The sequence below is a fragment of the Massilia sp. UYP11 genome, from assembly GCF_050434805.1.
GTDB lineage: Bacteria > Pseudomonadota > Gammaproteobacteria > Burkholderiales > Burkholderiaceae_D > Telluria.
This window is the reverse complement of the sequence record NZ_JBNDJE010000002.1, coordinates 514437-536867: the sequence shown is the minus strand read 5'-3', so window position 1 is coordinate 536867 and position 22431 is coordinate 514437. Positions and strand designations below refer to the sequence as shown.

20 protein-coding genes are annotated in these 22431 nt (G+C 67.4%); 17 read left to right on the top strand and 3 right to left on the bottom strand.

Annotated features, from left to right (window positions below):
* Window positions 1-6: 6 nt before the first annotated feature.
* The 3 genes from ABIB38_RS05890 to ABIB38_RS05880 all read right to left on the bottom strand — a co-directional run bounded on the left by ABIB38_RS05890 (window position 7) and on the right by ABIB38_RS05880 (window position 3110).
* Window positions 7-300 carry a hypothetical protein gene (locus tag ABIB38_RS05890; RefSeq protein WP_429202582.1) on the bottom strand — a complete coding sequence of 98 codons (294 nt, stop codon included), beginning with the start codon at window positions 298-300 and terminating at the stop codon, window positions 7-9.
* A 122-nt stretch (window positions 301-422) separates the two neighbouring features.
* Complete coding sequence (locus tag ABIB38_RS05885) at window positions 423-1412, bottom strand: alpha/beta hydrolase fold domain-containing protein (RefSeq protein ID WP_429202581.1); 990 nt, start codon at window positions 1410-1412, stop codon at window positions 423-425.
* A gap of 21 nt (window positions 1413-1433) precedes the next feature.
* A complete protein-coding gene (locus ABIB38_RS05880; RefSeq protein ID WP_429202579.1) occupies window positions 1434-3110 on the bottom strand; it encodes an electron transfer flavoprotein-ubiquinone oxidoreductase in 1677 nt (558 codons plus the stop codon).
* Between the two features lie 183 nt (window positions 3111-3293).
* Between ABIB38_RS05880 and ABIB38_RS05875 the strand changes: the two genes are divergently transcribed.
* The 17 genes from ABIB38_RS05875 (at window position 3294) to ABIB38_RS05795 (ending at window position 22426) form a co-directional block, all read left to right on the top strand.
* The gene (locus ABIB38_RS05875; protein ID WP_429202577.1) at window positions 3294-4070 is read left to right on the top strand and encodes an SDR family oxidoreductase; all 777 of its coding nucleotides are present in this window, start codon (window positions 3294-3296) and stop codon (window positions 4068-4070) included.
* 23 nt (window positions 4071-4093) lie between these two features.
* Window positions 4094-4513 carry an acyl-CoA thioesterase gene (locus ABIB38_RS05870; protein WP_429202575.1) on the top strand — a complete coding sequence of 140 codons (420 nt, stop codon included), beginning with the start codon at window positions 4094-4096 and terminating at the stop codon, window positions 4511-4513.
* 807 nt (window positions 4514-5320) lie between these two features.
* Window positions 5321-6295, top strand: a complete 975-nt coding sequence (locus ABIB38_RS05865; protein ID WP_429202573.1) for a hypothetical protein — start codon at window positions 5321-5323, stop codon at window positions 6293-6295.
* A 27-nt stretch (window positions 6296-6322) separates the two neighbouring features.
* On the top strand, window positions 6323-6553 hold the full coding sequence (locus ABIB38_RS05860) for a hypothetical protein (protein ID WP_429202571.1): 231 nt from the start codon (window positions 6323-6325) through the stop codon (window positions 6551-6553).
* Between the two features lie 232 nt (window positions 6554-6785).
* On the top strand, window positions 6786-8075 hold the full coding sequence (locus ABIB38_RS05855; protein WP_429202570.1) for a GNAT family N-acetyltransferase: 1290 nt from the start codon (window positions 6786-6788) through the stop codon (window positions 8073-8075).
* A gap of 67 nt (window positions 8076-8142) precedes the next feature.
* On the top strand, window positions 8143-9195 hold the full coding sequence (locus tag ABIB38_RS05850; protein ID WP_429202568.1) for a GNAT family N-acetyltransferase: 1053 nt from the start codon (window positions 8143-8145) through the stop codon (window positions 9193-9195).
* Window positions 9183-9407, top strand: coding sequence for a hypothetical protein (locus tag ABIB38_RS05845; RefSeq protein WP_429202566.1), 225 nt, complete (start codon window positions 9183-9185; stop codon window positions 9405-9407). Before ABIB38_RS05850 ends, ABIB38_RS05845 begins: the two co-directional genes overlap by 13 nt.
* 33 nt (window positions 9408-9440) lie before the next feature.
* A complete protein-coding gene (locus ABIB38_RS05840; RefSeq protein WP_429202564.1) occupies window positions 9441-10565 on the top strand; it encodes a glycosyltransferase family 4 protein in 1125 nt (374 codons plus the stop codon).
* Between the two features lie 29 nt (window positions 10566-10594).
* Window positions 10595-11620, top strand: coding sequence for a DUF354 domain-containing protein (locus ABIB38_RS05835; protein ID WP_429202562.1), 1026 nt, complete (start codon window positions 10595-10597; stop codon window positions 11618-11620).
* Entirely contained in the window at window positions 11607-12782 is a 1176-nt protein-coding gene (locus tag ABIB38_RS05830; RefSeq protein ID WP_429202561.1) for a Gfo/Idh/MocA family protein, read from the top strand. The genes ABIB38_RS05835 and ABIB38_RS05830 overlap by 14 nt, the downstream gene beginning before the upstream one ends.
* Complete coding sequence (locus ABIB38_RS05825) at window positions 12782-13678, top strand: hypothetical protein (RefSeq protein ID WP_429202559.1); 897 nt, start codon at window positions 12782-12784, stop codon at window positions 13676-13678. The genes ABIB38_RS05830 and ABIB38_RS05825 overlap by 1 nt, the downstream gene beginning before the upstream one ends.
* A complete protein-coding gene (locus ABIB38_RS05820; protein WP_429202557.1) occupies window positions 13657-15372 on the top strand; it encodes a glucosamine inositolphosphorylceramide transferase family protein in 1716 nt (571 codons plus the stop codon). The genes ABIB38_RS05825 and ABIB38_RS05820 overlap by 22 nt, the downstream gene beginning before the upstream one ends.
* Window positions 15373-15395: 23 nt before the next feature.
* Entirely contained in the window at window positions 15396-16991 is a 1596-nt protein-coding gene (locus tag ABIB38_RS05815; RefSeq protein WP_429202555.1) for an O-antigen ligase family protein, read from the top strand.
* A complete protein-coding gene (locus ABIB38_RS05810) occupies window positions 16988-18103 on the top strand; it encodes a glycosyltransferase family 4 protein (protein ID WP_429202553.1) in 1116 nt (371 codons plus the stop codon). Before ABIB38_RS05815 ends, ABIB38_RS05810 begins: the two co-directional genes overlap by 4 nt.
* Entirely contained in the window at window positions 18087-19232 is a 1146-nt protein-coding gene (locus ABIB38_RS05805; protein ID WP_429202551.1) for a glycosyltransferase, read from the top strand. Before ABIB38_RS05810 ends, ABIB38_RS05805 begins: the two co-directional genes overlap by 17 nt.
* 22 nt (window positions 19233-19254) lie before the next feature.
* Window positions 19255-20736, top strand: coding sequence for a lipopolysaccharide biosynthesis protein (locus ABIB38_RS05800; RefSeq protein WP_429202550.1), 1482 nt, complete (start codon window positions 19255-19257; stop codon window positions 20734-20736).
* 229 nt (window positions 20737-20965) lie between these two features.
* Window positions 20966-22426 carry a GNVR domain-containing protein gene (locus ABIB38_RS05795; protein WP_429202548.1) on the top strand — a complete coding sequence of 487 codons (1461 nt, stop codon included), beginning with the start codon at window positions 20966-20968 and terminating at the stop codon, window positions 22424-22426.
* The last annotated feature ends 5 nt before the right edge of the window (window positions 22427-22431 follow it).

Genomic DNA, 22431 nt, shown 5'->3' with positions numbered 1-22431 from the left:
GCCACGTCAACGGGCCTTGTCCTGCTCGCCGTTCAGGTCGTCGGATGCCGGGATTCCACCCGACGCATGCTGGCCCCCCTTCTGCTGGCCCTGCCGTTGTCCGCCAGCGCTTTGATGGCTGGCGCCGGCTTGCCGCTGACTGCCCTGGAGATTGCCGTCTTGCCGCAGGCCGGCGTCCTGCTCGCTCTCAGCGCGCTGCTGATTGCCGGCGCTCGAGCCGGCGCGGCTCGCTGCCGATCCCATCTCGTCCAGCTCGGGATAGCTTGGCGCCTTATCGCCATGTCCTTTGTTTTCACCCATGTTCGACTCCTGGCACTGGTGCGTGGAAGACCCATGCTACGCCGATGGCGGACCCCGCCAATCAGCGGATTGATGGCGACGTCGTAGGATTTATCAGACAAAGTCAGCAGTATGACGAGGGGTCAGCGCAACGCCGGAATGATGCCTTGCTGGCGCAGGAAGGACTGGATCCCGTCGAAGATGACGACCTGCTGTTCGGGGCTGAAACCGCCATGGCCGCCGCCCTCGACCGTATGCAGCACGTTGCTCACGCCCATTTTGTCGAGCGCGCTTTTCAGGCGCACGCCGTGGGCATACGGCACCAGCTTGTCGGCGTCGCCATGGATCGTGAACACCGCCGGCCCGCCGCGGCGCACATGGCTCAGCGGCGACAACTCCCTGGCCAGCGCGGCGCGCTGCGGCAGGCTGCCGAACCAGCCCACCGCATACGAGCGGATATGGGGACCCTGCAGCATGTCGGCCACATCGGTGATGCCATACCAGTTGACGACGGCCTTCACCTTCGGCGCGGCGTTCCGGTATGGGCCGCTCCAGCTCTCTTCGTTGAACGCGCATTGATTGGCGAAGGGCGAATCGCCGGGAATCATGGCCGTGGCCAGCGCCAGGTGGCCGCCGGCCGAATCGCCGGTGGTGACCACCCGCTCCAGGTCGAAGCGGTATTGCTCGGCATTGAGGCCGACCCATTGCAGCGCGCACAGTGCGTCTTCGACGGCGGCCGGGGCCAGCGCCGCATTGGCCAGGCGGTATTGCACGTTGACGAAGGCAAATCCCATCTGCAGATAGGGAAGGGCGGCCAGCGCGCGGCTTTCGCGGTTGCCCGCCACCCAGCCGCCGCCGTGGAAGTGCAGCACCACCGGCAGGCGGGCCGTGCTCTCTTGCGTGGGACGTCGCGCGGGGCGGTAGACATCGAGCTTGAGCGCCTGTCCGCTCGCATGCAGGTAGGTGATGTTCGGCTCGACCGCCATCGCGTGGCTGAGCAGGACGGCGGTGCGTAATTGCACTTGTGCAGCGGGCGCCGGCCCAGTGCCGTCCTGGGCCAGGCTGGGCGGGCAAGTGAACGCGGCGGCGAGCAGGCAGGCGGCCGCTACGGCATGCATTCGGGTGTGCGGCATGCCGGTCGCCATGGATGCTCCCTACATGTTCGGATAGTTGGGGCCGCCGCCACCTTCCGGCGTGACCCAGACGATGTTCTGGGTCGGATCCTTGATGTCGCAGGTCTTGCAGTGCACGCAGTTCTGGGCATTGATCTGCAACCGGTCGCCGCCGTCCTCGCGCTTGACGAATTCGTACACCCCGGCCGGACAGTAACGCTGTTCCGGGCCGGCATACCTGGCCAGGTTGACATCGACCGGCACGCTCGGATTCTTGAGCGTCAGGTGGATCGGCTCGTCCTCGCGGTGGTTGGTGTTCGAGATGAACACCGACGACAGCTTGTCGAAGGTCAGCTTGCCGTCCGGCTTGGGATAGGCGATCGGCTTGTAGTGCGACGCCGGGCGCAAGGCTTCATGGTCGGCATGGTGGTGGTGCAGGGTCCATGGCGCCTTGCCGCGGAACACGATCTGATCGATGCCGGTCATGATCGTGCCCAGGACCAGACCCTTGCTCATCCATGGCTTGAAGTTGCGCGCGATGTGCAGCTCTTCGTGCAGCCACGATTGTTCGAAGGCGGCCGGGAAGGCGGTCAATTCGTCCGCCGCACGGCCTTCGCCCAGCGCCGCGAAGGCGGCCTCGGCGGCCAGCATGCCGGTCTTGAGCGCGGCGTGGCTGCCCTTGATGCGGCTGGTGTTCAGGAAGCCGGCGTCGCAGCCGATGAGAACGCCGCCCGGGAACACCGTCTTCGGCAGCGATTGCAAACCGCCCGCGGTGATGGCGCGCGCGCCATACGAGATGCGCTTGCCGCCTTCGAAGAAGCCGCGGATGTCCGGGTGGGTTTTATAACGCTGGAATTCCTCGTACGGCGACAGGTAGGGGTTCTGGTAACCCAGTCCCACCACATAGCCGACCGCGACCAGGTTGTTTTCCAGGTGGTACAGGAACGAGCCGCCATAGGTGTCGTTCGGCAGCGGCCAGCCGGCCGTATGAATCACCAGGCCCGGCTGGTGCTTGGCCGGGTCGATTTCCCACAGCTCCTTGATGCCGATGCCATAGGTCTGCGGATCCTTGCCCTTGTTCAGGTCGTACTTCGCCATCAGCTGGCGGCCGAGGTGGCCACGCGAACCTTCGGCAAAGAAGGTGTACTTGGCATGCAGCTCCATGCCGAGCTGGAAGTCCGCGCCCGGCTCGCCGTCGCGGTTGACGCCCATATTGCCGGTGGCCACCCCCTTGACCGAGCCATCCTCGTGGTACAGGATCTCGGCGGCCGGAAAGCCCGGGAAGATTTCCACGCCCAGGCTTTCGGCCTGCTGGCCCAGCCAGCGCACGACGTTGGCGAGCGAGACGATGTAGTTGCCGTGGTTTTTCAGCGCCGGCGGAATGGCGAACACGGGCGTCGAGAACGAGCGGGTCTCGGTCAGGAACATGACGCGGTCTTCCGTGACCTGCGTGTTCAGCGGCGCGCCTTTTTCCTTCCAGTCAGGAATCAGTTCGTTCAGCGCACGCGGGTCCATCACCGCGCCCGACAGGATGTGGGCACCCAGCTCGCCGCCTTTCTCCAATACGCAGACCGATACTTCCTGGCCTTTTTCGGCCGCCAGCTGCTTGAGCCGGATCGCCGCGGACAGGCCGGCAGGGCCGCCGCCGACGACCACCACGTCGTATTCCATGGCTTCGCGCGGTCCGTATTGTTCGAGGAGGTTGGTTGTCTCTGTCATGGTTGTCGGTGTGCTCTCAATGAGGCAATCTTAAAAATAGCACGAGTGTGCGTGTTTTTACGGTTGAATGCAACTTGCGGGCCATTGTAAAGGCAATATTAGATGAGGCAATCTAATACTGGACATTTGTGGGATCATTATGCTTTCGCAATTAGCCGGAACGACAGCATTGGGGAGCGGGACGTGGGAATCGAAGTCAATTTTGAAGGAAAGATTGCGATGGTCACCGGCGCGTCGAGCGGACTCGGCGCGCGCTTCGCGAAGGCGCTGGCCGGCGCAGGGGCCCAGGTCGTGCTGGCGTCGCGCCGGGTCGAGCGCTTGAAGGAACTGCGCGCCGAGATCGAGGCCGACGGCGGGGCGGCGCACGTAGTGCGCCTCGACGTGACCGACCTGGGCAGCATCAAGGCGGCGATCGCGCACGCCGAGACCGAGGCGGGACCGATCGACATCCTGGTCAACAACTCCGGCGTCTCGTCCACCCAGCGTCTGCTGGATGTCGGCGAAGACGACTATGGCTATATCATGGACACCAATCTGCGCGGCGCCTTCTTCATGGCCCAGCAGACGGCCAAGCGCATGATCGCGCGCGCCAAGGGCGACCCGCGCAAGCAGCACCGCATCATCAATATCGCCTCGGTCGCGGGCCTGCGGGTGTTGCCGCGCATCGGCGTGTATTGCATGAGCAAGGCCGGCGTGGTACAGATGACCAAGGCGATGGCGGTGGAGTGGGGCAAATACGGGATCAACGTCAATGCGATCTGTCCCGGCTACATCGCCACCGATTCGAACGAGAGTTATTTCGACACCGAGCCAGGCCGCAAGCTGATCGAGATGTTGCCGCGCAAGCGGCCGGGCAAGCCGGAAGACCTCGACGGGCTGCTGCTGCTGCTGGCGGCGGAAGAAGCCCATTTCATCAATGGCGCCATCATCACGGCCGATGACGGGATGACCGCGCAGTAATCTTTTGGGAAGCAGGGACGGGAATGAGCAGCAAGAAGTTGGTTCACACCATGCGTATGCCGATTCGCTGGGGCGATATGGACGCCATGGGGCATGTCAATAACACGAATTATTTCCGCTACATCGAGTCGGCCCGCATCGCCTGGCTGGAACAGGTGGGCGGCCTGCCGGATTCGCGCGACGAAGGGCCGGTGATCGTCAATGCCTCGATGAATTTCCTCAAGCAATTGACCTATCCTGGCGACATCGAGGTGCGCACCTTCGTGGCGCCGCCGGGACGCTCGAGCGTCGAGGTGTCGCACGAGATTCGCCTGGTCGGGGCGGACGGCGAACCGGGCGACCTGCATGCCGACGGCGTGGCCAAGGTGGTCTGGGTCGATTTCAAGCTCGGCAAGTCGGCGCCATTGCCGGCGTCCCTGCGCGCCGGGCTGCCGGACGCATGAAGCGGCGAGCGCGCACGTGCATGCTCGACCGTCGCGCGCGATCGCCAGCGTGACAAGGCGACGATCTGCAGCGTGTGTCGATTCACGTGTAGCAATCATCTCGATCTGATCAATCATTCGACATTCGGCCGATTGGTGGCATGCCATCGATCGGCCGACGTCTTTCCCCTCGTTGTTCGCTATCTCGCCATCAATTGGTGACGAATTCGGCCGTCATTCACTGTCTATATGCTGTACTGGCTAAAGTATGTCGGTTGGTAACTTTGTTTCCCCGCGCATAACGATCAATATCTGTTCCGTATTTTTACCCTTGGTTCAATTTCTTAATGGGAATAATCTTTGTTTATTTGAGTTGATGAAATAGCCAGCAGAAAATATTTTCCTTGATTGATGGAACTCATTGGCCATTGGAATCCTCCAATGACCTCATTCCATCATTATGTAAGGAAAGATTCTGTGATCAATTCCACTCGACTCCATCCGAAAGCCAAACTCATGGTGCTTGCTCCTGTGTTTGCCGCACTAGCCGCATGTGGTGGTGGGGATTCTGCCTCGATTGACCCGACCAGTGTTTCCCTGGCAGAAGTAGAAACGGCAGTTCGCCCTGCCGATTATGCTCCCGACAGCGCCGCCACCAACACGGCGGATGCGCCCGTCACCGACGCCGCGCCGGATGGACAGTTCGCCGACGCCACCTCCGCGGGTACGACCGACGTTCCCAGTGGAAACAAGTCGCTGGCAACCGTGGTCGCCTCAGGTACGCGCAATCCCCTCAAGCAACCGTTTGCAAGCAACAGCATCTGGAACATGCCGATCGGTAGCGGGGCACGCTTCGTGCGCGCCAACCTGAATCCGAACCCGGGCAACAACATCTGGGCCGCCATGCCCGGCATCGACGATGAGAAACTCATCCTCAAGCCGACCGCGCCGCTGGTCAATATCAATTACAGCAATGCCGCCTGGACCGGCAAGAATCGTTGCTCCGCGACGGGCGGCCTGATGTACCAAGTGCCGATGCCAAGCAACTACATCATTCCCAACAGCAACAAGAACAGCTCGGCCGTGTTCCTGCTGAAGGATGGCCGCACGCTGGTGCAGACCCAGCCAGTGGCGCGCTGCACCGCGGGAGGACCGGCCACGGCCTATGCCAAGTTCGCCAATGTCGACCTGTATGGCGCGGGCATCACCGGTGCGCACGGTGGCTCGGGCCTGTCGGCCATCGGCGGCAGCATTCGCCTTGGTGAGCTGCGTCCAGGCACCACGACCGGCCCGCGTCATGCGCTGAAGGTCAATGTGTACGCCAAGGAAGCGCTGTACAAGTGCCCGACGCGCAGCGCCTGCTCGCGCTGGCCGGCGACGACCTCGGACAGCTATGCGGTCGGCTGGTACGGCAGCGCTGGCAAGAACGCCCCCGCCGCCATGAAGATGGGCGCGTTGCTGGCGATTCCGGGCAGCACGTCGATCGCCTCGCTGGGCCTGGAAACCATGCCGGCCAAGCAACTGGCGTGGACGCTGCAGAACTACGGCGCGTACATCGTCGACGACACCTACGCGGCCGGTTTCGACTTCAGCGCCGAAGACGGTCCGGACGGTTCGAAACGCGCCGAGTTCAAGCGCGACTGGGGCTTCGACATGAACCAGAAGGTCCAGGGCAACACCGCCTGGGTGCGTGACATCCAGCGCATCATGAAGGCCCTGAGCGTGGTCGACAACAATAGCGCGACCAGCATCGGTGGCGGCGGTACCCCACGCCAGCCTCTGGCGCCTGCCATCGCACGCTAAGCTCGACTTCGGAGCACAAGCCGCCGCATGGGAATGCGGCGGCTTTTTTCATGGCCGCTGGCGCGGCTGCGCGCCGACCCCGCAGATGCCGCCTGGCGAGGATGCCATCGGGTCAACGCATTCGCCACCCTGCACATGCACGCGTACGCCTGCCGCAAATGGCGCGACGGCATCGCCAACCGGCGCATTGGTGGAATCAAGATAGCGATCAGCTTGCTTATCATCATGCCAGCCGTAAAATATACGCGTGTGAAATGATTATATTAAATATTATGGAAAATCGACGCATGGCTATAGTTGGAATCAAAAGCCTTCGTGAAAAAGTCTTGTTTTCCTTCGCTAGAGGCGGCGAGGGCGCGATTCGATGATCTCGTCGATGTGAATCTACTGGGAAAGGTAAAACCAACCTCGGCAGTGATAAAAGTTTATTGCTCATGCATGGTTTGATATTGATCACGCCAGACTGATCGCAAAAAAATAGAATTTGAATGTGAATTCATTTTATGCGGAGGGTGGTCATCAAATGGTCATTGAACACACCACCGCTCCTGCGAATTCAGCGACAATTTCAGCCGCGATTTCAGATGATTTCTGGCCAGAAGGAAATCCGCCATTTTCATCCCACCAAGACAAGCACATTGTTTCCAGCCGCTTTTATGAGGGCGCCATTCCAGACTTTGCAGAGGCAGCCCTCGAGCGTCTCTATGCAAACATCTATTGCACCCTGACCCGGATCGGCATTTATGAGCCGCTCGACGGCGTCCACACCTTCGCCGCCGCCGACGAGCATGACATCGTCCTGCTGATCCTGTTCCGGATCGATCGCGACACGGTCCGCATCCTCAACCAGCAGGTCGCCCTGAGCGAGGGCGACCTGGCTTGCTTCGCAGCCAACGTATTTTCCCGCTACCCGGCGGCGAGGCGCATCGAGGGCTACGCACTCGACACGCAGGTCGCTGCGTCCGGATTCGCCTTCCCCATCCAGGTCCGGCCCCAGCTCGAAGAAAACGTGGTCGACCTTCCGCCCAGCGCGGACGCGTATATGCGGCAATTGGGCAAGAGCACCAGGGAGCTGATGCGGCGCAGCATGCGCAAGTGCGCCGCGCAATTTCCTTCGTGTCGTTTCGAGGTGTTGTCGACGCACCAGATCACGCCGCGCCATGTGCGCGAACTGGTCCGCCTGACCGACCAGCGAATGGATGCGCGCAGTGCCGAGCGATACGTCGTCAATGCCGACATCGACCGCATGGCGCGGCTGGCGCGCAGCCACGGCTACCTCGGCCTCATGCTGATCGAAGAAACCATCGTGGCGGCAAGCCTCTGCTTCAAGGTCGGTGCGCGCCACTTCCTGTACCTGGTCGGCCACGACCCACGCTTCGACGCCTTTCGGCCGGGCCGGCAGGTGACCCTGCACGTCATCTTCCATGCCATCACCCTCGGCGGCCGCGAGCTGTGGATGATGGGAGGCCACCACGACTGGAAGTCCCATTTCCTGGCACGCCGCAAGACGCTCAGCAGCGTGACGATCTACCGCTCCCGAGCGGCCGCGCTCGCCTGTTGGCGTCCCTTGTTGCGCAATGCGGCACGCTCCCGGTTGCACGATCTGAAGCTGCTCATGGAGGAGGTGCAGGCGCGGGGCGGTGCGGGCGGCCGGCTCCTGGGCCATTCGCTCGCCGCGCTGCGCCACGCCCGGAAGCGCCTGCGGCGCCTGCGCCTCCGGCTGGCCGGGGAAGCGGGCAAGCCGTGCTTCCGGCGCGATGGGGGCGATACGGATGCCTGACGGGCTGCGGACCACGAGCGTGGGCGCGCTGCGGCCCGGCTTCGTTTCAAGACCACATGGTGGAATAATGAATGATCGACTCGACGATCGACTCGACCTGGCAAGCGGCGCGGCACGGCACGACGCCGTGCTCGTGGGACGCCCCTTTCCGCCGTCGCTGGGCGCCTTGCTCGAGCAGTGCTACGAGAACGTGTTCTGCACGGAGGCGCGCTGCGCGGCGCTCCCGGCCGACGCCGAGGTGGCGTGCTATGTCGCGCAGCGCGACGGCATCCCCGTCATGGGCGTGCTGTATCGTCGCGAGGGGCGCGCGATCACGGTCTTGAGCGAGCAGTTCGCCATCGACGGCGGCGCGCTCGAGCAGATGGTGCGCTGCCTGTTCTCGCGGCACCAGGGCGTCCACCTGATCCATTTCCCGGCCGTGCAGGCGCCGCGCCGGCGTATGCCGTTTCCATGCCAGCGCTACGGCGCCACCGAAGACCTGGTGATCTCGCTGCAGGGCACGCCAGAAACCTATCTCGCCAGCCTTGGGCCGAATACCCGCGTGGCGATCCGGCGCGCCCAGCGAATGCTCGCGCGGCAGGCGCCCGACCTGGCGTTTTCCTTCCATGGCCCCGACACCATCGACCCGGCCGATGTCGCCGCCCTGGTCGAGCTCAACTGCCTGCGCCTGAGGCACAAGGGACAGTCTCCGAGCCACACGGCGGACTCGCTGGCCACGCTGGAGAGCATGCTTGGCGCGTATGGATGCATGCTGCTCGCCCGGAGCGGCGGGCGCATCCGCGCCGGCGTGGCGTGTACCCATGTGGGCCGGCATGCCTACATGCACGTGATCGCGCACGATCCCGAATTCGACCAGGCACGGCTCGGCCTGCTGTGCTGCTTCATGAGCATCTGCGAGTCGATCCGGCGCGGGATGCGCGAGTACCACCTGCTCTCCGGCCGCTATGACTACAAGCGCAGGTTGCTCGGGCAGCTGCGCGACTTCGACCGCATCGTCGTGTACCGCTCGCTGGCCTCGGTCGTGGCGAGCCTGCCGACCTATGCCCGCACCCTGGTGCGCGGGCGGGGGCGCCAGGCAAGGCAGCGCATGTCGTCCTGGAGGCGATCATGGACGTCCTAGATGTCGGCCGCCCCCGGTCCGAACGGGAGCGCAGCAGCCCGCCCGAGCAACTGCCATTGCTGTGGGACGAGGCAGAGACGCCGGCCCCCGTACGCCCGGCGCCAGGCGCGGCGAGCGAGCGCGACGCCGCCATGGAGCGCGAGACGCGGCGCGCCAAGACGGTGCTCCTGACGCTGTTCGGCGTGATCCTGCTGGCTTCCCACTTCCTGTGAAACGACGGCGCACCCATGCCTGGAGCGACAGCCATGAACCATGAAAAGAAAATCGTGATGCTCGGAACCCATGTCGATGGCTGCGGCGGCATCGCCTCGGTCATCGCGGTGTACCGGGCCGCGGGGCTGCTCGCACGGGGCGATATCGTCTACCTTCCGACCCATCGCACCGGGCCGGGGCGGGCCAAGATCCAGCTGTTCGCGCTGGCCCTGCTGGCCCTGCTGCGCCTCCTGGCCAGGGGCGAGGTCGCGCTGCTGCACATCCACGTGGCCATCAACACCAGCTTCTGGCGCAAGTATGTCTTCTTCCTGCTGGGTTACGTGTGCCGCGTGCCGGTCGCGCTGCACCTGCACGCGGGGCGCTACCCGGATTACTACCGCAGCGGGTGCGGCCCGCTGGCCCGCCTGCTGATGCGCTTCGCCTTCGACCGCGCGCAGGCCGTCGTCGTCGTCTCGGGCGCACTGCAGGACTGGGTGCGCTCCGTCTCGTCCCAGCGGCGCGTGGTGGTCCTGCACAACCCGGTGCTGCTGCCGCAACGCCAGGGAGCGGAGGCGGGCGGGCGCGCGCCGGCGACCCTGGTCTTCCTCGGCCATCTCGAGGCAGGAAAGGGCTGCCACGACCTGCTGCACGCGATGCCCGCGATCGTCGCGGCCGTGCCGCAGGCGCGGCTGCTGCTGTGCGGCGACGGGCAGCGCGACGAGGTGCGCGCGCTCGTCGCCGCCCTCGGACTGCAGGCCAGCGTCGACCTGCCCGGCTGGGTCGATGCGCACGCACGCGCGGCCTTGCTCGACGCGGCGACCGTGTTCGTGCTGCCGTCGCACGCCGAAGGCTTGCCGATGAGCTTGCTGGAGGCGATGGCGCATGGCGTCCCGGTCGTCGCCACGGCGGTCGGCGGCATCCCGGACGCGGTGCGCGATGGGGTGGAAGGCGTGCTGGTCGCGCCCGGCGACACCGCGGCGCTCGCCGCCGCGGTGCTCGGTCTGCTGGCCGACCCGGATACCCGCATGCGCCTGGGCGCGGCCGGCCGCGAGCGGGTCCGGACCGAGTTCTCCAGTACGCGAATGATCGCCACGCTCGAGGATCTGTACGAGAAGCTGGCGGCAAACGACGCGCGCCGGCCCGGTAGGCGCGAGCGCTTCGACGAGACAATCGGCTGACCATGCCCGGGACTGGCCAGGGGGAATCCATGAAGATTTGGTTCGATCTATCCAATTCGCCGCACATCAATATGTTCCGCACGATGATCCGCGACCTGCAGCGCTCCCACGAGGTCATCGTCACCAGCCGTCCGCTGGCCAATACCGAAGACCTGCTGCGCATGCACAGCATCGCGCACACGACGGTGGGCGTGCATTATGGCCGCTCCCTGATCGGCAAGACCTGCGGCTTCCCGATCCGCGTCGCGCAGCTGGTGCGCTTCCTGCGCCGGCGTGGCGTCGAGGTGGCGGTGTCGCAAAGCTCTTTTCACTCTCCGGTCGTGGCCCGGCTGCTGGGAATCCGGTCGGTCTACCTGAACGACAACGAGCACGCCGCCGGCAACGTCCCGGCGTTCGCCTGCGCCGACCGGATCATGGTGCCCGAATTCCTGACGGCCCGGAACCTCAGGCGCCAGGGGGCGTCGCTGGCCAAGGTGGAGCGCTATCCCGGCGTGAAGGAGGGCATCTACCTGTGGGAGTATGCGCAGCGCAGCCCGGCACCGGCGCGCGCGCGCGATCCGCAGGCGCCGCCGCGCATCTTCGTCCGTCCCGAGCCCTGGACGGCCCAGTATTACCGGGGGCCGCGCAATTTCCTCGACGATGTCATCGGCGCGCTGCAGCACCGCGCCAGCGTCACCGTGCTGCCGCGCTCGCGCGAGCAGTACCTGCATTATGCCGGCGCTGCGTTCAGGCATTGCCGCACGCTGTCCGGCGTGATCGACATCGAGACCATCGCCGGCGACTGCGACCTGTTCATCGGCGCGGGCGGAACCATGACCCGTGAGATGGCCGTGCTGGGCGTGCCCACCATCTCGGTCTACCAGGACGCGCTGCTCGACGTCGACCGCTACCTGATCGCCGAAGGCGCCTGCGTCCACCTGCCGGCGCTGACCGCGCAAGGCGCCCTCGATTACCTGGCCTCGCGCGAGCGGGCCGGCCCCAACGCTGGCCTCCTCGCCAAGGGGCGCGCCGCCTACGACATGATCAAGCACGAGGTGACCCATGCACACGCCTGACACGCCCCCCATTCGCATCGCCATCGCCGGCCTGGGCAAGATGGGCCTGTCGCACCAGGCCATCGTGGGCGCCCATCCCGACCTGGAGCTGGTCGCCGTCTGCGACCCAGCCACCTGGCTGCTGGACATCATCGGCCGCTACACCAAGGTGGCAACCTACAGCGACTATGCGCGCATGCTCGAGCGCGAGCGGCTCGACGCGGTGCTGGTGGCCACGCCATCGCGGCTGCACGCGCGGATGGTGCGCGCGGCGCTCGAGCACGGCCTCGACGTGTTCTGCGAAAAGCCGTTCTGCCTGGACGTCGAGGAGGGCGCGCGCCTGGTGGCGCTGGCGGCCGCGCGCGGCGCCGTGACCCAGGTCGGCTACCACAACCGCTTCCTGGGCACCTTCGAAGAGGTCCGGCGCCTGCTCGACGTGAACGCGATCGGGCGCGTGCATCATGCGCGCGTCGACTGCTATGGCCCGGTGGTGCTGCGCCCGAAGGGCGCCACCTGGCGCAGCAGCCGCAACGAGGGCGGCGGCTGCCTGTATGACTACGCATGCCACGGAATCGACCTGCTCAACTTCATGGTCGGCCCGCCGACCGGCGTATCGGGCTCGATCCTCAGCAGCGTGTTTTCCGCCTCGGCCGACGACGAGGTGTATGCCAACCTGTCGTATGCCGACGGCAAGACCGCGCAGCTGTCGGCCAACTGGAGCGACGACAGCCACCGCAAGATGTCGACCACGCTCGTGCTGTGGGGCACCAACGGCAAGATCGAGGCCAGCCGCCAGGAGCTGCACATCCACCTGCGCACGCCGGTGGCGGCCCGTCCCGACCTGGCGGCAGGCTGGAATGTCCGCTATACCACCGAGCTGACCAGGCCGGTGTGGTTCTACCTGCGCGGCGAGGAGTACTCGGCGCAGATCGATTATTTCGCCGAATCGGTCCGGCAGCGCCGGGTCGACAGCCACTGCGGCCTGGCCGCGGGGCTGGCCACCGACGTGGTGGCCGACATGATCCGGCGCGACGCCGCCGGCGCGTCCGGCGCCCGCACCGACACCGTCAGCGGCGCCGACCTGGCGGTCGCGCGCGGCGCCCCGGGGCGCTGGGCAAGGCTGCGCGACGCGATTCTGAGCTCGCCCGAGACGATCATGAAGGTATTAAAAGGGAGCCCTTGATGGACCGTATTCTATTTGGAGACAACCAGTTCTTCGGCATCAACCACATGTCGGATGAGCATGCGCGGGCCCAGAGCATGCAGTTCCAGAGCAACGAGGCAATCATGGCCATGCTCGACGGCGTCCTGGAGATAGGCATCGAAGTACTGATGTGCACCACCCACGAGCGGGTCGCAGGGATCTGCGAGACCATCCGCGCGCAGCAGGCACGCTACCGCCGGCTGAAAATCTATCCGTGCATGCCCTACGCGCACAAGTATGCCAACGCGGTGTCCGAACTGGGCATCATCGAGGCGGTCCGCAAGTTCCTGCCGGACGAAGCGCCGCTGACGGCGGCGGTCAAGAGCGGCATCGCGGTGGCGCGGCGCGACGTCGACGCGCTGATCCGGCGTCTCATCGACGCCGAGATGAAGATGTTCACGGCGATCCCGACACCGGTGGTCTTCCTGCAGAACGTGGTCACCGATCTGGCGCTGGGTCTCGGATTCCACGACGCGCTGCGTACCTTCCACGACCATGTGCGCGAGCGCTACGGAGCCGAACCCGGCTTCATCACCATGAACCTGCCCCGGCTGCTCGAGGCGCTCGACGCCGTGGGCATCGCCAACCCGATCGTCTGCGCCAACATCAACAAGATCGGTTTCCGAATGTGCGGCGGCTTGCCGGCCTACGAGGAAGCCGTCGCTTCGCGCCAGTTCCGCGCGGTGGCGATGTCGGTGTTTGCTTCCGGTGCGATCCCGGCCGCCGAAGCGATCGAGTACGTCTGCGGCCAGCCGCGCATCGAATCGATCGTGTTCGGCGCTTCCAGCCTGGGCAAGGTGCGCCATACCAAATACCTGATCGACCATTACACGGCGCTGGGAAGGGGCGAGCCATGCAGCGTGCCGGTACAGTGAAGCCGCTGCGCGTCGGCCTGTTGCTCGAAACCCGCGCGAGCGACGGCTACACGGCCACCCTGTGCGACTGGCTGGCGGAAAACCGCGACCTCGAGCTGGCGCTGGTCCTGGTCCTTGATGGGGCGCCGCCGGGCCGGGCCGGGCGCACGCGCCGTTCCGCGGCCCTCGGGGGGGCGGCGCCGCGCATGCCGTTGTTGCTTGCCGGCGTGACGGCCTTGGAGCGTCAACTGTTGCGCCACTACGAGGCGCACCGCGCGCATCTGGCAGTGGTCGACGTGGCCACCCTGGCCGCGGCGCGCGGGGTGCCGGTGCGCAGCCTGGCGCCGCGCAGGTCCGCGGCGGCCGCGCCGCCCGATCCCGCGCCCGCTGCGCTGCCCGATGGCGCGCCCGCGTCGATCTCCGCCCCGGAGCTGGGCGGCCTGGAGCTGGACCTGCTGGTGTGCTGCGACGGCGCCACCTGCGACGAGCGCCTGGCTGGCGCGGCGCGCCTCGGCGCCATCGGCATCGACTACCGGCGCGACCGGATCGCCGGCGGCGCGCCCATCGGCTTCTGGGAGACCTACCACCGCACGCGCAAGACCGGGTTTGCCATCGTCCGGCTGGGACGGGCAGGGGAGGCGGGACAGGTCCTGGTCGAGGGGGCGTTCCGTACCAAGTATTCGTTCCTGCTCAACCAGGCGCACCTGTTCTGCAAGGCGCATGCCCAGCTGCGCAGGCTGCTGAGCGACGTGGCCGCGACGCGCAAGCTGCCGGCGGTGCGCGATCCGGTCCCGTACTCGGGGTGCTGCCTGGCGCCGCCGGGCGGCCTGCACGCGCTGCGCTATGCGCTCAAGCTGGCCGGGCGGCTCGGCCTGCGCGGCGCGCGGCGCATCCTCGGCATCCGTCACAAGTGGACGCTGTCGGTGACCCGTTCCGGGTGGCGCAACGCCGTCTTGTGGCGCGGGGTGCCGGTGGCGGCGCCGGACGGGCATTTCTGGGCCGATCCCTTCCTGCGGGTCCACGCCGGAAAGATCTATTGCTTCGTCGAAGACTATGTCTATGCCACCAATCGCGCGCATATCTCGGTGCTCGACATCACCAAGTCCGACGTCAAGTGCCTCGGCGTGGCGCTGCGCGAGCCCTTCCACCTGTCGTTTCCGTTCCTGTTCGAATACGCGGGCCACCTTTACATGTGTCCCGAGACCTCCGAGAGCAACCAGATCCGCATCTACAAATGCGACGAGTTCCCGCTGCGCTGGTCGCTCGATTCGGTCGCCATCGACGGCATCTCGGCCGCCGACTCGATGTTCTTCGAGCACCGCGGACGCTGGTGGCTGCTCACCAGCATCGACCGCGCCGGCCTGAACGACCACTGTTCCGAGCTGTGCCTGTTCCATGCGCCCGATCCGCTCGGCGGAGCATGGACGCCGCACCCGATGAACCCGCTCTACATCGATACCGACATGGGGCGCAACGCCGGCCTGATCGTGGACGAAGGCCGCATCTACCGCGCCGCCCAGCGCCAGGGGTTCGACCAGTACGGGGAAGGCCTGGCCCTGTACGAGATCATCGAACTCGACGAGACCAGGTATGCGGAGCGCAAGGTCACCGACATCCGGCACGACTACCTGCAGCGCTCGCTCGGCAGCCACCACATCTCGTCGGACGGCAACGTGACCGTGGTCGATTTCAAGACCCATTGCTTCGCTCCCTGAGGGACTGCGCCGATGAGAACCCGATGAACGATCCGACCTTGCCACCGCAGTCGTCACCGACGTCGCCACCGCCGTCGCCGCCGCTGTCGCCATTACCTGCGGCATCGATTGCGCCGCCCGTCGCGGCCCGGCCCGGCGCGGCGGCGCCCGTGTACCTGGCCTGCCTGGGTGCTGCGCTGGCGGTCGGCATGGCGTGCGAGCTGCTCGGCGGCGTACGCGCCGCCGCCGTCCTCGGCGCCGGCCTCGTGGCCTTGGCCGGCATGCGCGATTTCCGTGTCCTGGCCGTGGCGGCGATTTTCCTGCTGCCCTATGTGTCGACCTTTTTCCTGTCCGAAGGCGTGGCCGGCGTGTCCGGCCAGCGCATCGTCGGGCTGGTGATGCTGCTCGCGCTGGTGTCGGTCGCATGCGGCCATGCGCTCGATCCCTGGCGCATCCGCTATCCCCGCTGGCGGCCCGCTTTCCTCGCCTATGTCGCCCTGTTCGTGTTCGCCGCCTTCAACGGCGCCAGGTCGGCAAGCGCCATCCCGGAATATTTCAGGGTGCTCGAGGTGGTGCGCGAGACGACGCCGCTGGGCTACCTGAGGGTGAGCCTGTTCGCCCCCGCGCTGGTCATTGCCGGCTGTGCGATCGTGGGCCTGCTGGCGGCGAACGTGCGTGATTCGCGCTGGCTGCTGCTGCCGGTGCTGTCGTCGGCGGTGGTGCTGGCGACGCTGGTCTGCCTGTTCGCGCTGCTCGGCGCCAGCGCCGGCGCCGACCTGGCGCAGCAGGAATCGCGCCGCTCGCTGTCGGTGCTGGGCCTGCACGCGAACGAACTCGGCCTGCTGCTGAACATGGCGCTCGCCCTGGCCATCTGCGCCCTCGGGACGGCCGGGTGCGCCACGGCGCGGGCCGCGCTGGCGCTGGCCTGCCTGGTGCTGATGGGGGGCGTCCTGATGACCTTTTCGCGCGGCGCCTTCCTCGGGCTGGGGGTGGTGATCCTGTATGCGCTGGTCTGCGCGCGCGGCCGCAGCTGGCCGCTCTGGATGCTGGTCGCGCTGGCGCTGGTCGCGGCCCTGTCGTCCGATTCGCTGGCGCAGCGGGCGTTGCACGGCATCGGCGGCGGCGACCTTGGCCTGCTCAGCTCGGGCCGCATCGACGCCATCTGGCTGCCGCTCCTGCCGGAAATTCTCGATCGCCCGATCCTGGGCGGCGGCCATGCATCGATCCTGTGGTCGCAGGCGGCGCAGGCACGCACGATCCTGCCGGTGGGGCACCCGCACAGCGCCTACCTGGCCGCGCTGCTCGACGTCGGCATCGTCGGCAGCGTGCTGATCGCGCTGTTCTTCGCCCATGCGTGGCGACTGTTGCGGCGCGCGGCGCGCCAGGCCGCGCAGGCCACCCAGGCTGCACCGGGCGCGCTGGCCGGGTTCTTCAGCGGCGGCGCGGCCTGCATCCTGCTGCTGCTGGTCCAGGGCCTGACCGACGACAGCTTCATGCCGTCTTTTACGAGCGTGTATTTCTGGCTGTGTTACGGCGCGGCGGTCGGGACCCTGGCCCGTGCGCACCGCGTGGCCGCGCAGCCGGTGGCTGCGCCGGGCGTCCCGGCGCGCGGCCGGCCGGCGGCGGGAGCGGCGTCATGAAAGTCTGTTTCGTCGGGATGGACAACCTGCCGGTGCTGGCCGAAGAATTCAATATGCACGGGATCGGCGGCGAGCAGGTCCAGCAGACGCTGCTGGCCCTGGCGCTGGTGCGGCGCGGCTTCGAGGTGAGCATGGTGGTGTACGACTACGGCCAGGCCGACCGCCGCAGCTGGTCGGGCATCGTCACCCACCGCGCGTTCGGCCAGGAGGCCGGACTGCCGCTGCTGCGCTTCGTGTATCCGCGCTGGATCAAGACCTGGCGCGCCCTGCGGCGCGCCGATGCGGACGTGTACTACCTGAGCTGCGCCGGCATGCAGCTCGGGCTGGTCGCGCTGTTCTGCCGCCGTTATGGCCGCAAGCTGGTGTTCCGGGTCGCGCACGACAGCGATTGCGTGCCGGATGCGCTCCTGATCAAGTACCGGCGCGACCGCAAGCTGTACGAATACGGGTTGCGTCGGGCGCACCTGGTGCTGGTCCAGACGCAGCACCAGCGCGACGCCATGCTGCAGAACTACCGGCGCGACAGCACGGTCGCGCGCATGCTGGTGCAGGCGGCGGCGCGGCCGGTGGAACGCGATATCGACGTGCTGTGGGTGAACAACCTGCGCCAGTTCAAGCGTCCCGACCTGCTGCTCGCGCTGGCGCGCCGCCTGCCGCACCTGCGCTTTTGCATGATCGGCGGCGAGCAGCCCGGCGCCGCCGACCTGTATGCCGACATCGCGGCGCAGGCCGCGCTGCTGCCGAACCTGTCGTTCGACGGCCGTGTGCCGTATCACCGGATGGCCGGGCGCTATGCGGCGGCGCGCGTGTTCGTCAATACCTCGGACAGCGAAGGCTTTCCCAACTCGTACCTGCAGGCCTGGATCCACGGCACGCCCACGGTCGCCTTCTTCGATCCGGACTGCGTGATCGCCCGCGAACGACTGGGCCACGCGGCAACGACGCTCGACGACATGGCCACGCAGGTCGCCGCGCTGGCCGCGGGCGGGGCCGACTGGCAGGCGTGCAGCGCGCGCTGCCGCGCCTACATGGAGCGGCATTATGCCGAGCAGGATGTGCTCGGCCCTTATCTGGATGGACTCGAGGAGCTCTGCCATGGAACAAGGAACTGAACGGCCGCTGCATGTGATGTTCCTGGTCGTGTCCGCCAGCGTCGGCGGGGCCGAGACCCATGCGGTCACGCTGGCGCAGGCGCTCGACCGGCGCCGTTTCTCGGTGTCGCTGGTCTACCTGAAGAACGAGGGCGAGATCCCCGGCGCCTTCGACGACGCGCAGTGCCGGGTGTCGGCGTTCTGCCTGAACGCGCGCAACAAGCTCGACCTGGGCGCGGCGCGCCGGCTGGCGCAGTACGCGGCGCAGCGCGAGGTCGACATCGTCGTCTGCGCCAACCCGTATCCGCTGATCTACGCCTGGGCGGTGCGGCTGCTGTCGCGCAAACGCCTGCGCGTGGTCGAGATCCTGCACTCGACCGAGCCGTTCACGCGGCGCGCGTGGCTGCAGATGGTCCTGTACCGTCCCCTGATGTGGATGTCCGACCTGCTGGTCTTCGTCTGCAAGAACCAGCGCTCGTATTGGGAGACCCAGCGGGTCCGGGCGCGCAGTTCGCAGGTGGTGCACAACGGCGTGGACCTCGGCCGCTTCAGGAACGACTTCGGGACGGCGCAGATCAGCGCTTTCCGCCGCCAGCACGGCTTCGCGGGGCACGACTACGTGGTCGGCGTCTGCGGTATCCTGCGCCAGGAAAAGGGGCATCAAGACCTGTTGCGCGCGCTTCACATGGCGCGCACGGCCGGCACCTGCGCCAAGTGCCTGATGATCGGGGATGGGCCGATGCGACCGGCGATCGAGTCCACCATCGACAGCCTGTGCCTGACCGGGGACGTGGCGATCACGGGCGTGCTGGCCGACGTGCGGCTCGCCATCGCCTCGTGCGACGTCATCGTGGTGCCCTCGCACAACGAGACATTCTCGATCGCGGCGCTCGAGGCCATGGCCATGGGCAAGCCCCTGATCATGGCCGATGTGGGCGGCGCCTCGGAGCAGGTCGAGCACTTGGGCAACGGCTACCTGTATCCCAAGGCCGACGTGGCGGCGCTGTCCGACCGCATCCTGCGCATGGCCGATCCCGGCTGCCGGAGCAGGTTCGGCGCCGCCAGCCTGCGCAAGGTGATCCGCGAATTCTCGCTCACGCGGATGGTGGACGCCTACGTGCGTGAACTGATCGACCTGGCGCGCCACTGACATGGGGCGCGCCGGCTCCGCCATGGGAGTGAGCCGGTCGGCGGCGTTCCTGACCGCCGGCGGCATGGCCGAGTTCGCCTTGCAGTTCCTGATGCCCGTGATCCTGGTGCGCCAGCTCGACTTCGATGCCTTCGGCCAGTACCGCTTCCTGACCCTGATGCTGGGCACGGCGCTGGCGCTGGCGCCGGCGTTCATGCCGCAGGCGCTGTACTACTTCCTCCCGCGGGCCGACGGCCGGCAACTGACGGTGATCGGCAACGCGCTCGCCTATCTGGCCTGCATGGGCCTGGTCGTGGCCCTGCTCGCGAGTCCGGCCAGCCCGCTCGCGGGCGATCTGCTGCGCGCGCTGCATGGGGCGACGCACGGCCTGTCGGCGCTGTACCTCGGCCTGTCGGTGCTGCTGTCGATCACGACCACGCTGGCGATCGCCGAGGGGCGTATCCTGTGGCATTGCAGCACCGAGCTGGCGCTGGCCCTGCTGCGCACCGCGCTGGTGGCGCTGGCCGCGATCCTGTCGCACGACATCGCCTGGGTGCTGGCGGCGCTGGTGCTCGATGCCACGCTGCGCCTGGCGGTGCTGGCGGCCTATTTCCTGACGCGGCCCGGCGGCGCGCGCCTGCGCTGCGAGCCGGCCAGCCTGCTGGCGCAATGGCGTTACGCACTGCCGTTCGCCGCGGGCGGCAGCCTGTTCGCCATGCGGGCCCAGGCCGACGGCTGGATCGCCGCATCGGTCATGCCGGCGCACCTGTTCGCCGCGTTCTCCATCGGCGCCGTGGTGCTGCCGGTCGCCACCCTGATCCGCCAGCCGATCAACAGCGCCATGCTGCCGCACCTGAACCGCGCCGTCGCCGCGGGCGCCCGCGCCGACGTGCATGCGCTGCTGCTCAAGGGGAGCGGGGCGGCGACGCTGCTGCTCGCGCCGCTGGCCGGTGCGCTGTTCCTGCTGGCGCCCGAGATCGTGGCGCTGGTGTACACCGAACGCTATCTGGCGGCGGTCCCGGTGATGCGCCTGTACCTGGTGCTGGTCGCGCTGCAGTCGGTGGCGATCGGCTTCGCGATGCCGGCGCTCGACATGGGCCGGCTGGCGCTGCGGATCAATCTCGCAGGACTGGCGCTGTCCGCCACCCTGAGCCTGGCCGGCGTGCACTGGTTCGGCCTGGCCGGGGCGGCGCTCGGCAGCGTGGCCGCCTTCCTGCTGTGCGAACTGGCCAACGCGCGCGCGGTGGGGAAGGTGCTGGGCCGGCCATGGCGCGCGATGTGTCCGGTGCGGCTGGCGCGGCTGGTGCTGGGCGCCTGCGTGGCGGGAATCCTGCTGGCCGAATGGTCCGCGCCGGCGTTCGGCGCCGACCCGTGGCGCTCCCTCGGGGGCAAGCTGGGCGTGTATGGCGCCACGGCGCTGGCGCTGTTCGCCGCGTGTGGCGGCCTGGGAGAGCTGCGCCGCCTGCGCGCGCCGTTCGCCGTATCCGGCGTGGCGCCGGTCGTGGCGCAGCCGCCATCGGCCTGACTGCCGCCATGTCCCCGGACGCTGAAGAAGCGGAAAGCCGCTGCAGCATCGGTGGGGGAACGCGCATCGAGCACCGCTGCCGCTTGCTGAGGTACCGATCGCCTTGATTTAGCTCAGCAAGTGAAGTGTTTATCGCGTTAGGGTAGTGATTGCAGGGTTGCCTTCACGCGCCAGGTCATTCAAATCGTTGCACAGCGGTGCGCTGTGCCGGTCCAACCGAGGGAACAGCATGGGCAAGAACGAGATCCTGACACCCGAAGTCACGCCGTTGGACAGGTTCGATCCCGGGCCCGCGCTGGCCCCGTTCAGGCTGGCCGAGCATGTCGGGGTGCTGGTGCGCCACCGGCTGTTCATCGCGCTGGTGACGCTCTCGGTGGCGGCGCTGGGCGTCCTCTATGCGCTGGCGCGGCCACCGTCCTATACCGCCAACCTGCTCATCCACGTGACCGACATGCGCTCGTCCGAACCGCGCACCCTGCTGGGCGACACCACGCCGGGCATGGCGTACAAGCGCGCCATGTCCGAAGCCGAATTGTTGCGCTCGCGCTCGGTCATCGGGGCCGCCGCGACGCGCCTGCGGCTGGACCTGGTGGCCGAGCCGCGCCGGTTTCCGCTGGTCGGCGCGGCGCTGGCGCGCTGGAATGCGGGCCGCGGCGCGGCGCCGGCGCCCTACGGCGGCTATGCCTGGGGCGGCGAACGCATCCGGGTGGGCGAGCTGTCGGTACCCCCGGAACTTCTCGACCAGCCGTTCCATGTCACGCGCCTCGACGGCGAGCGCTACAGCCTGCACGCCGCGGACGGCCGCCCCGTTGGCGTCGGCCGGGTCGGCGAACCCCTGCTGGCGGCGCTCGACGGCGCCAGCGTGCGCCTGACGATCGACGCAATGGAGGGCGCGCCGGGCACCGCCTACCTGGTGGCGCGGCGCCCGGTCCCGGCCGTCATCGAAGAGATCGGCGACGCGCTGAACGTTGCCGAGCTCGGCAAGGACACAGGCGTCCTCAGCGTGAGGCTCGAAGGCGCCGAGCCGCGCCGCGTCACGGCCGTCCTCAACGAGATCGGCAACGTCTACATGGAGCATGTCCGTCTCCAGAAAGCGAACGAGTCGACCGGCTCGATGGAGGTGCTGCGCGCGCGCCTTCCCGCGCTGCGCGAGCGCCTCGCCGCGGCCGAGGAGCGTTACGAATCCTACCGCCGCCAGCACGGCGCCGCGGACGTCGTCGAAGATACGCGCCTGGCGCTGGGCCGCCTGTCGGCGACCCGCGAGCAGCTGTCCCAGCTGCAACGCAGGCGCGCCGAACTCGGCGTGCGCTACGGGGACCGGCATCCAGAGCTGCTGGCGCTGGAACAGCAGCTCGAAGGGGCGCGCCGGGAGATCGCCGGCCTCGAGGCAGAGACCGGGCGCCTGCCCGCCGTGGCGACCGAGCTCGAGCGGCTGGCGCGCGACCTGAAGGCCGAGACCGACCTGTATAACGCGGTGCTGCGGCGGCTGGAGGAACTCGACGTCGACGCCGGAGACCGCTCCAGCAACGTCAGGATCGTCGACGAGGCGGTCGTCCCGGCCAGGCCGACCGGTTCGCGCAAAGCGATCGTCGCACTCTCCGTCGTGCTCGGCCTGTGCTTCGGCATCGGCGGGGCCTTCTTCCTGACCTTGCGCGAACGGCTGCGCCAGCCTTCCCGGGGGGAGGCATGAAGCGG

Coding starts and splice junctions, on each gene's coding strand:
- ABIB38_RS05890 (WP_429202582.1), bottom strand. CDS start 300: ATGGGTGAAAACAAAGGACATGGCGATAAGGCGCCAAGCTATCCCGAG.
- ABIB38_RS05885 (WP_429202581.1), bottom strand. CDS start 1,412: ATGCCGCACACCCGAATGCATGCCGTAGCGGCCGCCTGCCTGCTCGCC.
- ABIB38_RS05880 (WP_429202579.1), bottom strand. CDS start 3,110: ATGACAGAGACAACCAACCTCCTCGAACAATACGGACCGCGCGAAGCC.
- ABIB38_RS05870 (WP_429202575.1), top strand. CDS start 4,094: ATGAGCAGCAAGAAGTTGGTTCACACCATGCGTATGCCGATTCGCTGG.
- ABIB38_RS05865 (WP_429202573.1), top strand. CDS start 5,321: ATGCCGATCGGTAGCGGGGCACGCTTCGTGCGCGCCAACCTGAATCCG.
- ABIB38_RS05860 (WP_429202571.1), top strand. CDS start 6,323: ATGGGAATGCGGCGGCTTTTTTCATGGCCGCTGGCGCGGCTGCGCGCC.
- ABIB38_RS05850 (WP_429202568.1), top strand. CDS start 8,143: ATGAATGATCGACTCGACGATCGACTCGACCTGGCAAGCGGCGCGGCA.
- ABIB38_RS05845 (WP_429202566.1), top strand. CDS start 9,183: ATGGACGTCCTAGATGTCGGCCGCCCCCGGTCCGAACGGGAGCGCAGC.
- ABIB38_RS05840 (WP_429202564.1), top strand. CDS start 9,441: ATGAACCATGAAAAGAAAATCGTGATGCTCGGAACCCATGTCGATGGC.
- ABIB38_RS05835 (WP_429202562.1), top strand. CDS start 10,595: ATGAAGATTTGGTTCGATCTATCCAATTCGCCGCACATCAATATGTTC.
- ABIB38_RS05830 (WP_429202561.1), top strand. CDS start 11,607: ATGCACACGCCTGACACGCCCCCCATTCGCATCGCCATCGCCGGCCTG.
- ABIB38_RS05825 (WP_429202559.1), top strand. CDS start 12,782: ATGGACCGTATTCTATTTGGAGACAACCAGTTCTTCGGCATCAACCAC.
- ABIB38_RS05820 (WP_429202557.1), top strand. CDS start 13,657: ATGCAGCGTGCCGGTACAGTGAAGCCGCTGCGCGTCGGCCTGTTGCTC.
- ABIB38_RS05815 (WP_429202555.1), top strand. CDS start 15,396: ATGAACGATCCGACCTTGCCACCGCAGTCGTCACCGACGTCGCCACCG.
- ABIB38_RS05810 (WP_429202553.1), top strand. CDS start 16,988: ATGAAAGTCTGTTTCGTCGGGATGGACAACCTGCCGGTGCTGGCCGAA.
- ABIB38_RS05805 (WP_429202551.1), top strand. CDS start 18,087: ATGGAACAAGGAACTGAACGGCCGCTGCATGTGATGTTCCTGGTCGTG.
- ABIB38_RS05800 (WP_429202550.1), top strand. CDS start 19,255: ATGGGAGTGAGCCGGTCGGCGGCGTTCCTGACCGCCGGCGGCATGGCC.
- ABIB38_RS05795 (WP_429202548.1), top strand. CDS start 20,966: ATGGGCAAGAACGAGATCCTGACACCCGAAGTCACGCCGTTGGACAGG.